The sequence below is a fragment of the Burkholderia sp. MS389 genome (assembly GCF_016899425.1).
GTDB classification, from domain to species: Bacteria; Pseudomonadota; Gammaproteobacteria; order Burkholderiales; family Burkholderiaceae; genus Burkholderia; species Burkholderia sola.
The window spans coordinates 1,543,796-1,558,285 of record NZ_CP045994.1; the positions used below are offsets into that span (position 1 = coordinate 1,543,796).

Sequence of the window (14,490 nt, forward strand, 5' to 3'; positions counted from 1 at the left end):
GGTATTTGGGGAAAGCCATGAGAAAGCAATGGGCGGCGACCGTGCTGGCGGCGTCGCTGTTGACGGGTTGCGCGGGCGTGACGAGCGGCGTGAGTGCGCTCGGGCAGCCGAATGCATTTGCATCGGGGGCGCACGGCTACGATTTCGTGCGGACGGCTGCGCAGGCGGGCGACGCCGAGTATCGGCAGATCGAGACGCTCGTGCGCGACGAACTCGCGCGCCGCGGCTTCGATGCGCAGCCGCTCAAGGACGCGCGCTACCGGTTGTCGATCGCGTATGCGACGCAGCCGGCGGCGGTCGCGGCGAGCGCCGCCGGCTGCGGCGCGGCGAGCAGCGCATGCGTGACGGTCGACGGGCCCGCGCCGTTCGCGCTGCCGTTCATGGGCCGCGTGTACCGTCACGTGCTGACGCTGCGCTTCGTCGATGCGAAATCGGGCGCCGACGTCTATCGCGTGTCGGCGTCGCTGCGCGACCGCGATCCGGGCACGCAGCAGGCCGCGCCGGCGCTCGTGAAGAGCGCGCTGGCGAAGGTGCCGTTCGGCGACGGCAGCGGCTGGCTCGTCAAGACGAAAAAAGACGACGCGGGCGGCATGCCGGGCGTCGTCTCGGTGAAGCCGGCCGACGCGCACTGACAGCGCTGGCCGCGAGGTGAGGGCGGGCCCGCCGGGCGGGCCCTTGCCGCGTTCAGACGGTCGGTTGTCCGCCGTCGCGCGTGCGCAGGTACGTTTCGAACTCCGCACCGACTTCCGGGTGGCGCAGCGCGAATTCGACCGTCGCCTTCAGGTAGCCGAGCTTGCTGCCGCAGTCGTAGCGCGTGCCCTGATACTTGTAGGCCAGCACCTGTTCGTCGGCGAGCAGCGCCTGGATCGCGTCGGTGAGTTGCAGTTCGCCGCCCGCGCCCGGCTTCAGCGCACGCAGATGCTCGAAGATCCGCGGCTTCAGGATGTAGCGGCCGACCACGCCGAGGTTCGACGGCGCGACTTCCGGCGCCGGCTTCTCGACGATCGCCGACATCTTGACGATCGACTCTTCCCATTCCTTGCCGTCGACGATCCCGTACGACTTCGTCTCCGACGGCGGGATCTCTTCGACGCCGATCACCGAGCTGTGATAGTGGTCGAACACGTCGACCATCTGCTTCATCACCGGCGGGTTGCCGTCGAGCAGGTCGTCCGCGAGGATCACCGCGAACGGGTTGTCGGCGACCAGCTTTTCCGCACACAGCACCGCGTGGCCGAGGCCGAGCGCTTCCGGCTGGCGCACGTAGAAGCAGTCGACATGGCTCGGCTTGATGCTGCGCACGAGTTCGAGCAGCTTTTCCTTGCCGCGCGCCTCGAGTTCGGCCTCGACCTCGTACGACTTGTCGAAGTGATCCTCGATCGCGCGCTTGCTGCGCCCGGTGACGAAGATCATCTCGGTGATGCCCGCCGCGATCGCTTCCTCGACCGCGTACTGGATCAGCGGCTTGTCGACGACGGGCAGCATTTCCTTCGGGCTCGCCTTCGTTGCCGGCAGGAACCGCGTGCCGAGGCCGGCCACGGGGAATACCGCCTTGGTGACTTTCAACATGATCGAACCTTTATTCCTGTAATCGACTTGTCAGACGGTCTATGTTCACGTTCGCATTATATTGAACGCAAATGACCTTACCGTTTGTTACGCAGGCAACCGATCGAGCTGCGCACGCAGTTTGTCGAGCGTGCTCTGGAATTCCGCGACGCGTTTCTGCTCCTGTTCGACCACGGCCGGCGGCGCTTTCGCGACGAACGCCTCGTTGCCGAGCTTCGCGTTGCATTTGGCGATCTCGCCCGTCAGGCGCGTGATTTCCTTCGACAGGCGCTCGCGTTCGGCCGCGACGTCGATCTCCACCTTCAGCACCAGCTTGTTCGGGCCGACGATCGCGATCGGCGCGCCGTGCGCTTGCCGGTCGAGCGCCGCTTCGTCCGCGAGGATCTGCACGTCCGACAGGCGCGCGAGCGCCTGCACGTACGGCGCGAACGAGCGCAGGCGCTCGGCGTCGCCGGCGGCCAGCAGCGGCACCTTGGTGGCCGGCGACAGGTTCATCTCGCCGCGCAGGTTGCGGCACGCGTCGACGATCGCCTTCAGGTCGGCCGCCCACTGTTCGGACGCCTCGTCGAGCTTCTGCAGGTTCGCGACCGGATACGCCTGCGTCATCAGCGACGCTTCGCCCTCGGCCTTGCCTTGCGGATAGCGGCCGGCGAGCGGCGCGACCTTTTGCCAGAGCGCCTCGGTGATGAACGGGATGACCGGGTGTGCGAGGCGCAGCACCGTTTCGAGCACGCGCAGCAGCGTGCGGCGCGTCGCGCGCTGTTGTTCCGGCGTGCCGTTCTGGATCTGCACCTTCGCGAGCTCCAGATACCAGTCGCAGTACTCGTCCCACACGAACTTGTAGATGCTGCTCGCGATGTTGTCGAAGCGGTAATCGGCGAAACCCTTTGCGATGTCGGCTTCGGTGCGCTGCAAGAGCGACACGATCCAGCGATCGGCCGCCGAGAAGTCGAGGTAGCCGCCGGGGCCGCAGTCGCCCGCGCCGCACACTTCCGGCTTGTCGGCGCCGCAGTCGTGGCCTTCGCAGTTCATCAGCACGAAGCGCGTCGCGTTCCACAGCTTGTTGCAGAAGTTGCGATAGCCTTCGCAGCGCGCGAGGTCGAAGTTCACGTTGCGGCCGAGCGTTGCCATCGACGCCATCGTGAAGCGCAGCGCGTCGGTGCCGAACGCGGGGATGCCGTCCGGGAATTCCTTGCGCGTCTTCTTCTCGATCGTCGCGGCCTGCTTCGGGTTCATCAGGCCCGTCGTGCGCTTCGCGACCAGCGCCTCGAGGTCGATGCCGTCGACGATGTCGATCGGGTCGAGCGTGTTGCCCTTGCTCTTCGACATCTTCTGGCCTTCCGCGTCGCGCACGAGGCCGTGCATGTAGACGGTATGGAACGGCACCTTGCCGGTGAAGTGCGTGGTCATCATCACCATCCGGGCGACCCAGAAGAAGATGATGTCGAAGCCGGTGACCAGCACCGACGACGGCAGGAAGTGCTTCAGTTCGGGCGTTTCGTTCGGCCAGCCGAGCGACGAGAACGGCACGAGCGCCGACGAGAACCACGTGTCGAGCACGTCTTCGTCGCGCTTGAGCGCCCCCGTGTAGCCCTTTGCCGCGGCCTGCGCGCGTGCGTCTTCCTCGTTGCGGGCGACGAACACCTCGCCGTTCTCGCCGTACCACGCGGGGATCTGGTGGCCCCACCACAGCTGGCGCGAGATGCACCAGTCCTGGATGTTCTCGAGCCACTGGTAGTAGGTGGTCGTCCAGTTTTCCGGGACGAACTTGATCTGGCCGTCGCGCACGACGTCGAGCGATACCTCGGTGATCGACTTGCCAGGATGGAACGTGCCTTCCGGCGCCGGCTTCGTCATCGCGACGAACCACTGGTCGGTCAGCAGCGGCTCGATCACGACGCCCGTGCGGTCGCCGCGCGGCACCATCAGCTTGTGCGGCTTCACGGAGTCGAGGAAGCCTTGCGCGTCGAGGTCGGCGACGATCGCCTTGCGCGCGTCGAAGCGGTCAAGGCCGCGATACTGCTCGGGGCCGTTGTCGTTGATCTTCGCGTCGAGCGTCAGGATCTCGATCGGCGCGAGCTTGTGGCGCAGGCCGACCTGGTAGTCGTTGAAGTCGTGCGCGGGCGTGACCTTCACGACGCCGGTGCCGAATTCGCGGTCGACGTAGTCGTCGGCGATCACCGGAATCTCGCGGCCCGTCAGCGGCAGCGTGACGAGCTTGCCGATCAGGTGCGCGTAGCGTTCGTCTTCCGGATGGACCATCAGCGCGACGTCGCCGAGCATCGTCTCGGGACGCGTGGTGGCGACCGTCAGCGAGCCCGAGCCGTCGACGAGCGGGTAGCGGATGTGCCACAGGTGGCCGTTTTCTTCCTCGCTGACGACTTCGAGATCCGACACGGCGGTGAGCAGCACCGGATCCCAGTTGACGAGGCGCTTGCCGCGGTAGATCAGCCCTTGTTCATACAGCGTGACGAACACGTCGCGCACGGCGGCCGACATCTTGTCGTCCATCGTGAAGTATTCGCGCGACCAGTCGGTCGACGCGCCGAGGCGGCGCACCTGGTCCGTGATCGTCGAACCGGATTTCTGCTTCCATTCCCACACGCGCTCGACGAACTTCTCGCGGCCGAGGTCGTGGCGCGACACGCCCTGCGCGTCGAGCTGGCGCTCGACGACGATCTGCGTGGCGATCCCCGCGTGGTCGGTGCCGGGCACCCACAGCGTGTTCTCGCCGAGCATCCGGTGATAGCGGGCGAGGCCGTCCATGATCGTCTGGTTGAACGCGTGGCCCATGTGCAGCGTGCCCGTCACGTTCGGCGGCGGCAACTGGATCGCGAAATCGGGGCGGGACGGATCGAATGCCGGGGCGGCATAGCCGCGTTTTTCCCACTCCGGCCCCCATTGGGACTCGATGGTGTGGGGTTCGAAGCTCTTCGCCAGCGTGTTGTCGCTCATGGTTGGAAATTTGCCGAAAAATGCTTGTTGGAGACTTGAACCGCACATTATAAGTCGCCGGGCGTCGAGCGGAGCCGTTCGCGGCTTACAGTCAGGTTCGCACGTGTCCAATTGCTGACGCGTGTTGGGACGGTTAACTTGCGGGTCAGGCTGCGGGTTTGAGTCGGCGAGGGCTCGCTGCCGCATCGGTCCGCCGTCGTCACCCAGGAGAGTGGAGTGATACGACCGACATTTGCCGCCGCGTGGGCGGCGTCAACGAAGATCTACGATCCGGCCCGTTCGGGCGAGAGAGTGGCACAGGTGATCGGGGGCAGCGTCGCTGCGCATATCCGGGATAAAAAGAACCCTCGGCGGATGCCGGAGGCGAACCCTCGCACTAGCCGCGCTTATTTCCAGTCGCTCAAATGAATATTTTTCGGGTGGTCTGCGCCGTCGCGCTATGTTCGGCACTGTCTGCCGAAGCAGCCGGTTCCGTCATGGCCGTGCGGCGCACCAATGCGGAGAATTACAAGGACAGGGCGTTGGCGGCGTGCCTGTCGCTCGCTTACCGGGGATCGTCGGCAGGCAAGGATGCCGACGTCACCAAGAGTGCGTTCCTGGAATGGACTTATTACGATGAGGAAAAAGGCGATCGGGCGGTCGAGCGGCTTGCAGAACACTATTTGCGCCGCGATTACGGCAATCCCGTGGAAGGTTACGCCGGGGCAAAATTTGCTCTGCTGAAATGCCCGGACCTGCATCACGGCCCCGAACTCGCCGAACAAGTTCGCCGGTATGTCCCTCATCCCGACTGGATCGGCGACCAACCTGCTGCCCCGCGCAGAAAATAACGCTGGTCACGCGTGCCGAAGCCGTCGCCGGCGGGGAAGGCGGCCTGTTGGGCCGCGATGCCACATCGGTCGGTCACGGTATCGCGCACGACGGACTTATAATGTCGGGTCCGCATTTTTCTCGCCCGTTAGCCGCCGCTCCATGCCCGATCTGCTCGCCAATCTGAACCCCGAACAACTCGCCGCCGTCACGTTGCCGAACGAACCGGCGCTGATCCTCGCAGGGGCGGGCAGCGGCAAGACCCGCGTGCTGATCACGCGCATCGCGTGGCTGATCCAGCAGGGCTATGCATCGCCGCCCACCGTGCTCGCCGTCACCTTCACGAACAAGGCCGCGCGCGAGATGATGGCGCGCCTGTCGGCGATGATGCCGATCGACACGCGCGGGATGTGGATCGGCACGTTCCACGGCCTGTGCAACCGGATGCTGCGCACGCACTGGCGCGACGCGGGCCTGCCGCAGACTTTCCAGATCCTCGATACGGCCGACCAGCTGTCCGCGATCAAGCGACTGATGAAAGCGGCGAACGTCGACGACGAAAAGTACCCGCCGAAGAACGTCCAGTACTTCATCAACAACGCGAAGGAGCAGGGGCTGCGCCCGGACAAGGTCGACGCGACCGACAACTTCAACCGCAAGTTCGTCGAGCTGTACCAGGCGTACGACCAGCAGTGCCAGCGCGAAGGCGTCGTCGATTTCCCCGAGCTGCTGCTGCGCTGCTACGAATTGCTCGCGTACAACGCGCCGCTGCGCGCGCACTACCAGGCGCGCTTCCGGCACATCCTCGTCGACGAGTTCCAGGACACCAACAAGCTGCAGTACGCGTGGCTCAAGATGCTCGCGGGCGGCGAGAACGCGATCTTCGCGGTCGGCGACGACGACCAGTCGATCTACGCGTTCCGCGGCGCGAACGTCGGCAACATGCGCGACTTCGAGGACGAATTCCGCGTGCGCAACCTGATCAAGCTCGAGCAGAACTACCGGTCGCACGGCAACATCCTCGACGCGGCGAACCAGCTGATCTCGAACAACGCGCACCGCCTCGGCAAGAACCTGCGCACCGACGCCGGCCACGGCGAGCCCGTGCGCGTGTACGAAGCCAGCACCGATTCGCAGGAAGCCGGCTGGATCGTCGAGGAGATCCGCTCGCTGATCAATACCGGGATGGCGCGCAGCGAAGTGGCCGTCCTGTACCGCAGCAACGCGCAATCGCGCTCGATCGAGCACACGCTGATGTCGTCGGGCATTCCGTACCGCGTGTACGGCGGCCTGCGCTTTTTCGAGCGGCAGGAAGTGAAGCATGCGCTCGCGTACCTGCGCCTGATCGACAACCCGAACGACGACACGGCATTCGCGCGCGTCGTGAACTTCCCGACTCGCGGGATCGGCGCGCGCTCGGTCGAGCAACTGGCCGACGCCGCACGGCTGTACGGCTGCTCGATGGCCGCCGCGATTCCGTACGTGACCGGCAAGGCCGGCACGAGCCTCGGCGGGTTCGCGAACCTGATCGCGAAGATGCGCGCCGACACGCAGCACATGAACCTGCCCGACACCGTCGAGCACATCGTGCGCGCGAGCGGCCTCGCCGATTTCTACCAGGGCGAACGCGAAGGTCAGGATCGCCTCGAAAACCTGCAGGAACTCGTGAACGCGGCCACCGCGTTCATCGCCGAGGAAGGCTATGGGCTCGACACGCCGGCCCGCTCGATTCCGCTGCGCGCGGGCGCGATCGCGGCACCCGAACTCGGTACCGCGACCGACGATCCGGCGGTCGACGTGCTCGATCCGGCATCGCCCGCCGACCCTGCCCAGAACCCCGACACGATGACGCCGCTCGCCGGCTTTCTGTCGCACGCGTCGCTGGAAGCAGGCGACAACCAGGCGCAGGCCGGCCAGGACGCGGTGCAGCTGATGACCGTGCACGCGGCGAAGGGGCTCGAGTTCTCGGCCGTGTTCATCACGGGGCTCGAGGAGGGGCTGTTCCCGCACGAGAACAGCGTGCTCGAATCGGATGGCCTGGAGGAGGAGCGCCGGCTGATGTACGTCGCGATCACGCGTGCGAAGGAGCGGCTCTACCTGTCGTTCGCGCAAAGCCGGATGCTGCACGGCCAGACCCGCTACAACGTACGCTCGCGCTTCTTCGACGAACTGCCGGAGCACGTGCTGAAGTGGCTCACGCCGAAGGTCGAGGCCGGGTCGCGCTGGGGCGGGCGCTCCGACAACGCCGGCTACGGGCGCGACTGGTTCGCGCGGCCGGGCGGCGGCAGCCGAGAGCAGATCGTCGATGCGGCCGTGTCCGCGCCGCTGCCCGCGTTCGCGGACAAGCAGCGCGCGGCCGACACCGGCTTCCGGGTCGGCCAGCAGGTGTTCCATACCAAGTTCGGCGAAGGCACGGTCACCGCGCTCGAAGGCAACGGCACCGATGCGAAGGCGCAGGTGAAGTTCAAGCGCCACGGCGAGAAATGGCTTGCGCTCGCGGTCGCGAAACTGCAGGCGGTGGAATGATGGACGTCGACCTCGTCGTGGCGCCTGCCGCGCGTCGGCTCGGCATTCTGGCCGCGCTGCCCGAGGAACTCGGCGACCTGATCGCCGCGATGCGCGCCGACGGCGCGATGAAGACGGTCACGCTCGGCCGCCGTGATTATCACGTCGGCACCGTGCACGGCGCGGCCTGCGTCGTCACGCTCGCGCGGGTCGGCAAGGTCGCGGCCGCCGCGACGGTCAGCGCGCTGATCCACGTGTTCGGCGTGTCGGGCGTGGTGTTTACCGGTGTCGCGGGCGGCGTGTCGCGCACGGTGCGGGTCGGTGACGTCGTCGTGGCCGATACGCTGCTGCAGCACGATCTCGACGCATCGCCGCTCTTTCCGCGCTACGAGGTGCCGCTGCTCGGCATCACGCGTTTCGCGACCGACGCGGCGCTGACGGCCCGCTTGCGGGCCGCATGCGCGCTGTTCGTCGACGAAGAGGCCGCGCGGTTCGCCGAGCGCTTCGGGCTCGCCGGCGCGGCGCTGCACGCGGGGCTCGTCATCAGCGGCGACCGCTTCGTGTCGAGCGAGCGCGAAGTCGTCGCGCTGCGCGACGCGCTGCCGGACGCGCTCGCGGTCGAGATGGAAGGCGCCGCGATCGCCCAGGTATGTGCCGAACACGACGTGCCGTTCGCGCTCGTGCGCACGATCTCCGATACGGCCGACGATCACGCGACGCAGTCGTTCTCGCACTTCCTGTCGGCGATTGCGAGCAGCTATTCGTCGGGCATCCTCAAGCGTTTCCTGACGCTGCATGCGACGACGGCGGCCTAGCAGGCTGTTGAAATTCGGAACGGTGTAAACGGGCGTTGCGAGCGGTGCGTTAGAGATATCGTGTTCATGACCTTGGGCAGATAAGAGCGATGCGCGGAATGGACGAGATGCAGGAACCGCTGTTCACGACGGTGAAGCTGGAAGATTTCGTGCCGGCCGATCACCCGTTGCGGCCGCTCCGGCTGCTGGTCAATCAGGCACTGAAGCGGCTCAACGGGTTGTTCGGCACGATCTACGCGGACAGCGGCCGCGCGTCGATTGCACCGGAGAAGCTGTTGCGTGCGTTGTTGCTGCAGGTGTTCTACTCGGTACGCAGCGAGCGCATGCTGATGGAGCAGATGCGCTACAACCTGCTGTTCCGCTGGTTCGTCGGCTTGGCCATCGAAGACGCCGTGTGGGACCACTCGGTGTTCTCGAAGAACCGGGATCGACTGCTGGAGCACGACGTGGTCGAAGCGTTCTTTACCGAAGTCATGAGCCTGGCCGACAAGCAAGGGCTGCTGTCCAGAGAACACTTCTCGGTCGATGGCACGCTGATCCAGGCTTGGGCCAGCCACAAGAGCTTCCGGCCCAAGGACGGTTCGGACGATCCGCCAGCCGGCGGTGGCCGCAATGTCGACACCGACTGGAAGGGCAAGCGGCGCAGCAACGACACGCATGAATCGAGCACCGATCCGGATGCGCGCCTGTTCCGCAAGGGGCGGCAAAGCGGAGCCATCCTTTGTTATCAGGGGCACATCCTGATGGAGAACCGCTCGGGCTTGGTGGTCGGCGCAGTGGTCAGCCACGCTGATGGTTTCGGCGAACGCGCGAGTGCGTTGCGCCTGCTCGATTGCGTGCCGGGTCGTCACGCCAAGACGCTCGGCGCCGACAAGGGTTACGACATGCGCGACTTTGTGCGGGATTGCCGAGCGCGCAAAGTGACGCCACACGTCGCGCGCAACGACACGCATCAAGGCGGCAGTGCGATCGACGGCCGCACCTCGCGGCACGCCGGTTATGGCATTAGCCAAGTGATTCGCAAACGCATCGAAGAGCACTTCGGCTGGGGCAAGACCGTCGGCAGGATTCGACAGACCGCGTATCGCGGCCTCAAACGGGTCGACCAGCACTTCAAGCTGACGATGCTGGCGAGCAATCTGACTCGAATGGCGCGAATGCTGACGGTGGTGCCGCCGCAAGGAGCGGTGCAATGAGCCGCCCAAGCGCGGCCGTCGTACGGCAACGCGCCGGCTGGATCGCTCGCGAACGGTCCAGCTTCGGCGATTCGTTGGCAACTCGGCAGCCAAGCGCATACGAAATCCTTTTAAACAGTGCCCCAGTCATCAAAGCGAGGCGCTTTTCAACAGCCTGCTAGGGCCTGTTCACGCTAATAACGGGCTTGCGCTGGCCCCACGAATGAATTTTTCCAAACAGGGGAACGTGCCTTTCCGCCCACATTGCGGCGTCGTGCGTCGCTTGTTTGGCACGGCCAAACGGCGCTCCTTACTCCTTGCACTGCGGGCGGAAAGGCACGTTCGCAAGCCCGTTATTAGCGTGAACAGGCCCTAGCCGCCGTCTCGTCTTTTCCGTTCAAACCGCTCGACCGGCCACGGTGCGCACGCCGCGGCCGGTCGTTCGTCACGCCTTTTTGCGCCCGCTGCCTTCGAGGTTCGGCAGGAACACCGTCAGCACGCCGATCAGCGGCAGGAACGAGCACACCTTGTAGACGAACGGGATGCTCGTCGCGTCCGCGAGCTGGCCGAGCACGGCCGCGCCGACGCCGCCCAGCCCGAACGCGAAGCCGAAGAACAGGCCCGCGACCATCCCGACCTTGCCGGGCATCAGCTCCGTCGCATAGACGAGGATCGCGGCGAACGCCGACGCCAGCACGACGCCGATGATCACGGTCAGCACGCTCGTCCAGAACAGGTTCGCGTACGGCAGCAGCATCGTGAATGGCGCGACGCCGAGGATCGACACCCAGATCACGTACTTGCGGCCGATCCGGTCGCCGACGGGCCCGCCGATCAGCGTGCCGGCCGCCACCGCCGCGAGGAACACGAACAGGTGGATCTGCGCGGCCTGTACCGACAGGTGGAATTTGTCGATCAAATAGAACGTGAAATAGCTGTTGATGCTCGCGAGGTAGAAGTACTTCGAGAACACGAGCAGCACCAGCACGCCGATCGCGCCCATCACGCGGCCGCGCGACAGCGTCGGGTGGCCGGCCGCCACGGCCTTCTTCTTCATCGACGGATGCTTCTTGTACCAGTGGCCGATCTGCGTGAGCACGATCATCGCGACGAGCGCGGCCGCCGAGAACCACGCGATGCTGTGCTGGCCGTGCGGAATGATCACGAGCGCGGCGAGCAGCGGCCCGAGCGCGGAGCCGGCATTGCCGCCCACCTGGAACACCGACTGCGCGAGCCCGTGCTGGCCGCCCGACGCCATCCGCGCGACCCGCGACGATTCGGGATGGAACACCGACGAGCCGCAGCCGACGAGCGCCGCGGCCACCAGCAGCATCGGGAAACTCGACGCCGCCGACATCAGCAGCAGCCCCGCGAGCGTGAAGCCCATGCCGACCGGCAGCGAATACGGCTTCGGACGCTTGTCGGTATAGAGGCCGATGAGTGGCTGCAGCAGCGACGCGGTGATCTGGTAAGTGAGCGTGATCAGGCCGATCTGCGCGAACGACAGCGCGAACTGGCTCTTGAGCATCGGGTAGATCGCGAGGATCAGCGACTGGATCATGTCGTTGAGCATGTGCGAGAAGCTGATCGCGCCGAGCACCGGGTAGACGGTGCGGGCGACGGGCGGTGCGGACGGCTGAGCGACGGCTGGGCCGGCGCCGGAGTCGAGGCTGGTTTCCATGTGAGCTGAACGAGTTGAGGTGGCTGGCGCGCTCTGTTGGGGATCGGCGCGTGGTTGATTCGTTGATGCGTCAAAGAAGTGTAATGTGGCGTGTCACGAATGTCCTGCCAAGTTTTATCGCGAATCGGACATTCGTCGGACGGATCGGCCGATGCATGTTTTTTTGGACGGGTATAACGCTGGCGGCGCGGTCGCCGCTTCAGCGGGGCCGCGCCGGGGCCCGGTGCGTGTTTTTCCGGACTCAAGAAACGGCGGTGGCGGCCGTAGAACGACCCAATGACAACACGCGCGCCGCGCCTGGCCCCGGCTACCCGCCGGGCGGGCGCCGGACGCGCGGCATGGCCTGCCATCGCGGGACCGCCGGACCGACCTTTCCGGCAGCGTGATCCATACGGGGATAGTTCGATGAAAGCAGCATCTTTGCATCCACAGCCCGGTGCGGCGGCCGCCGCATCCGGTGTTGCCGCCGGTCGTGTCGCACGGCGTGCGCGCGCGGCGCGTCGCGAGCGTCGGCCGTGGACCGTCAAGGCGACGTTGCGCGCCGCATTCGCGATCCTGCTGGCGGGCACGCTCGCGATCGGCATGTTTTCGCTGTGGCAGATCAGCCGGCTGAACGCGTCGATCGCGTCGGTCTACGAACAGGGTCACGTCGCGAGCCGGGCGGCGGCTGAAGTCCGCGCCGAGGTGCTGCGCGCGAGCCGCGCGCAGAAGATGCTGCTGACCGCGACGACCGCGAAGGAGCGCGACGAACTCGGCGCCGAGGTGAGCGCGGGGCTCGCGTCGATCAGCCAGGCGCTCGGCACGCTGCAGCGCTATGCGGATCCGGCCGATACCGGCGATTCGGCGCGGCTGCACGCGTTCTCGACGGCGGTCGGCACGTGGAGCACGCATCTGCGCGATTTCGTCACGCTGGTGCGCGCGCAGCCGCTCGACCTGTCGCAGATGAACTGGCAGGTCGGCACGCAGGACGTGTCGCTGCTGGTCGAAACCGGCAAGCTCGAAAAACTCGTCGCCGAACTCGTGAAGACGCGCGGCGAGAAGTCGAAGGCGACGCTCGATGCGTCCGCCACCATTTTTTCGTCGTCGTTCGCGATGATCGCCGCGATGACGGCCGCATTGATCGTGCTGGCCGTCGTGATCGCCGAGCGCGTCGTGCGGCGTCTCGCGTCGCAGCTCGGCGGCGAGCCCGCGCTCGCGAAGGAGATCGCCGCGGACATCGCGCGCGGCGACCTGACGCGGCCGATCGCGCTCGGCCGGCACGATCGCGGCAGCATGGTGCGCGCGCTGGCCGAGATGCAGACGGGGCTCGCGGCCACCGTCGGCGAGATCGCGGTGAGCGCCGAGGCCATCGCGGCCGCGTCCGGCGAAATCTCGACCGGCAACCTCGACCTGTCGCGCCGCACCGAACAGCAGGCCGTCGCGCTCGAGCGCACCGCGGCCAGCATGGAGCAGCTCACGTCGACCGTGCGGCAGAACGCCGAGAATGCGCGTCAGGCGAGCTCGCTCGCGGCCAATGCGTCGGCGGTGGCGGAGACGGGCGGGGAGGTCGTCGGGCGCGTGGTCGCGACGATGAGCGAGATCGACGACAGCGCGAAGAACATCCGCGACATCATCGGCACGATCGAAGGGATCGCCTTCCAGACCAACATTCTCGCGTTGAACGCGGCGGTCGAGGCCGCGCGCGCCGGCGAGCAGGGGCGCGGTTTTTCGGTGGTCGCCGGCGAGGTGCGGCTGCTCGCGCAGCGCTCGGCGACCGCGGCCAAGGAGATCCGGGAGCTGATCGGCGCGTCGGTCGAGCGCGTGGCCAACGGCGCGGCGCTCGCGCACGACGCGGGCCGCACGATGGGCGACGTGGTGCGCGCGGTCAAGCGCGTGACCGACATCATCGGCGAGATTTCGGCGGCGTCGGACGAGCAGAGCGCGGGGATCGACGAAATCGGCCGCGCGGTCACGCAGATGGATGCCGGCACCCAGCAGAACGCGGCGCTCGTCGAACAGGCGGCGGCTGCCGCGAACGCGCTCGACGAGCAGGCTCAGGCGCTGAAGGCGCTGGTCGGGCGTTTCCGCATCGCACACTGAGCGTGCGGCGCGCTCCGGCGCTTACGACTTCTTCTGCTTGTCCGGATCGATGATGACCGTGCAGGTCGTGCCCGCCGACAGCACCACGTCGGCCGGCACTTCGTCGATCCGGATGCGCACCGGCACGCGCTGCGCGAGGCGCACCCAGTTGAAGGTCGGGTTCACGTCCGCGACGAGGTCGCGGCTTTGCGGGTTGTCGCGATCGTAGATGCCGCGCGAGATGCTTTCCACATGGCCCTTCATCACGCCGCCGCTCATCAGCCGCATTTCGGCCGGCGCGCCGATCTTCACGCGCGGCAGCTTGGTTTCCTCGAAGTAGCCGTAGACCCAGAACGAATGGCTGTCGACGATCGCGAGCTTCGCCTGGCCGGCCACCGCATAGTTGCCCTTGAACGTCTGAAGGTTCGTGATGTAGCCGTCGACCGGCGCGACGACGCGCGTGCGTTCGAGGTTGAGCTTCGCGGCGTCGAGCGCGGCGATCGCCTGCTGGTACTGCGCATCGGCGCTCGACGCGCTGTGCGCCGCGTTCTCGCGGTTTTCCTTCGACACGACGAGCGCATCGAGGTCCGCGCGGCGGGCCGCGTCGTCGCGGCGCATCTGCAGTTCCGCGCGACGGGCAGCGACCGCCGCCTGCGCCTGCTCGACCGCGATCCGGTAGTGCGACGGGTCGATCTGCATGATCAGGTCGCCTTTCTTCACGAGCTGGTTGTCATGCACGGGCAGCTCGACGATCGCGCCCGACACGTCCGGCGCGACGTTGACGATTTCGGCGCGCACGCGCCCGTCGCGCGTCCACGGATCGTCCATGTAGTGCACCCACAGCGAGCGCCCGATCAGGATCGCGACGAGAAGGATGACGGCGGTCGCGACGAAGCCGAAGAGTTTTCTGAGCATCATGATG

At 66.5% G+C, this 14,490-nt stretch carries 10 protein-coding genes; 6 read left to right on the forward strand and 4 right to left on the reverse strand.

The genetic code is table 11. The features are described from left to right. The first annotated feature begins 17 nt into the window (after nt 1-17). The gene (locus GJG85_RS07190) at nt 18-632 is read left to right on the forward strand and encodes a DUF4136 domain-containing protein (protein WP_050017562.1); all 615 of its coding nucleotides are present in this window, start codon (nt 18-20) and stop codon (nt 630-632) included. Nucleotides 633-684: 52 nt separating this feature from the next. Here the strand turns inward: GJG85_RS07190 and galU are convergent, their stop codons facing one another. Both galU and GJG85_RS07200 read right to left on the reverse strand, forming a co-directional pair. Continuing rightward, the gene (gene galU, locus GJG85_RS07195; protein WP_050017561.1) at nt 685-1,569 is read right to left on the reverse strand and encodes a UTP--glucose-1-phosphate uridylyltransferase GalU; all 885 of its coding nucleotides are present in this window, start codon (nt 1,567-1,569) and stop codon (nt 685-687) included. A gap of 87 nt (nt 1,570-1,656) precedes the next feature. Further along, complete coding sequence (locus GJG85_RS07200) at nt 1,657-4,524, reverse strand: valine--tRNA ligase (RefSeq protein WP_050017560.1); 2,868 nt, start codon at nt 4,522-4,524, stop codon at nt 1,657-1,659. A 404-nt stretch (nt 4,525-4,928) separates the two neighbouring features. On the opposite strand from GJG85_RS07200, the gene GJG85_RS07205 reads away from it, so the two are divergent. From GJG85_RS07205 to GJG85_RS07220, 4 genes are all read left to right on the forward strand, one after another. After that, nucleotides 4,929-5,354, forward strand: a complete 426-nt coding sequence (locus GJG85_RS07205; RefSeq protein WP_089488371.1) for a type VI secretion system amidase immunity protein Tai4 — start codon at nt 4,929-4,931, stop codon at nt 5,352-5,354. 142 nt (nt 5,355-5,496) lie between these two features. Continuing rightward, nucleotides 5,497-7,860, forward strand: a complete 2,364-nt coding sequence (locus GJG85_RS07210; protein WP_050017558.1) for a UvrD-helicase domain-containing protein — start codon at nt 5,497-5,499, stop codon at nt 7,858-7,860. Beyond that, nucleotides 7,857-8,654 carry a 5'-methylthioadenosine/adenosylhomocysteine nucleosidase gene (locus tag GJG85_RS07215; protein ID WP_050017557.1) on the forward strand — a complete coding sequence of 266 codons (798 nt, stop codon included), beginning with the start codon at nt 7,857-7,859 and terminating at the stop codon, nt 8,652-8,654. The genes GJG85_RS07210 and GJG85_RS07215 overlap by 4 nt, the downstream gene beginning before the upstream one ends. Before the next feature lie 98 nt (nt 8,655-8,752). After that, nucleotides 8,753-9,850 carry an IS5-like element ISButh6 family transposase gene (locus GJG85_RS07220; RefSeq protein WP_080334439.1) on the forward strand — a complete coding sequence of 366 codons (1,098 nt, stop codon included), beginning with the start codon at nt 8,753-8,755 and terminating at the stop codon, nt 9,848-9,850. Nucleotides 9,851-10,274: 424 nt separating this feature from the next. Here GJG85_RS07220 and GJG85_RS07225 read toward each other — a convergent pair whose 3' ends face one another. Next, complete coding sequence (locus GJG85_RS07225) at nt 10,275-11,510, reverse strand: MFS transporter (RefSeq protein ID WP_089488372.1); 1,236 nt, start codon at nt 11,508-11,510, stop codon at nt 10,275-10,277. A gap of 405 nt (nt 11,511-11,915) precedes the next feature. On the opposite strand from GJG85_RS07225, the gene GJG85_RS07230 reads away from it, so the two are divergent. Continuing rightward, entirely contained in the window at nt 11,916-13,589 is a 1,674-nt protein-coding gene (locus tag GJG85_RS07230; protein ID WP_089488373.1) for a methyl-accepting chemotaxis protein, read from the forward strand. A gap of 21 nt (nt 13,590-13,610) precedes the next feature. On the opposite strand, the gene GJG85_RS07235 is transcribed toward GJG85_RS07230, so the two are convergent. Beyond that, a complete protein-coding gene (locus tag GJG85_RS07235) occupies nt 13,611-14,486 on the reverse strand; it encodes an HlyD family secretion protein (RefSeq protein WP_050018179.1) in 876 nt (291 codons plus the stop codon). Nucleotides 14,487-14,490: the final 4 nt, after the last annotated feature.

Bases quoted from the DNA above. Each gene is read 5' to 3' on its own strand.
- GJG85_RS07230 (WP_089488373.1), top strand. From the start codon at position 11,916: ATGAAAGCAGCATCTTTGCATCCACAGCCCGGTGCGGCGGCCGCCGCA.
- GJG85_RS07210 (WP_050017558.1), top strand. From the start codon at position 5,497: ATGCCCGATCTGCTCGCCAATCTGAACCCCGAACAACTCGCCGCCGTC.
- galU (WP_050017561.1), bottom strand. From the start codon at position 1,569: ATGTTGAAAGTCACCAAGGCGGTATTCCCCGTGGCCGGCCTCGGCACG.
- GJG85_RS07215 (WP_050017557.1), top strand. From the start codon at position 7,857: ATGATGGACGTCGACCTCGTCGTGGCGCCTGCCGCGCGTCGGCTCGGC.
- GJG85_RS07200 (WP_050017560.1), bottom strand. From the start codon at position 4,524: ATGAGCGACAACACGCTGGCGAAGAGCTTCGAACCCCACACCATCGAG.
- GJG85_RS07190 (WP_050017562.1), top strand. From the start codon at position 18: ATGAGAAAGCAATGGGCGGCGACCGTGCTGGCGGCGTCGCTGTTGACG.
- GJG85_RS07220 (WP_080334439.1), top strand. From the start codon at position 8,753: ATGGACGAGATGCAGGAACCGCTGTTCACGACGGTGAAGCTGGAAGAT.
- GJG85_RS07225 (WP_089488372.1), bottom strand. From the start codon at position 11,510: ATGGAAACCAGCCTCGACTCCGGCGCCGGCCCAGCCGTCGCTCAGCCG.
- GJG85_RS07235 (WP_050018179.1), bottom strand. From the start codon at position 14,486: ATGATGCTCAGAAAACTCTTCGGCTTCGTCGCGACCGCCGTCATCCTT.
- GJG85_RS07205 (WP_089488371.1), top strand. From the start codon at position 4,929: ATGAATATTTTTCGGGTGGTCTGCGCCGTCGCGCTATGTTCGGCACTG.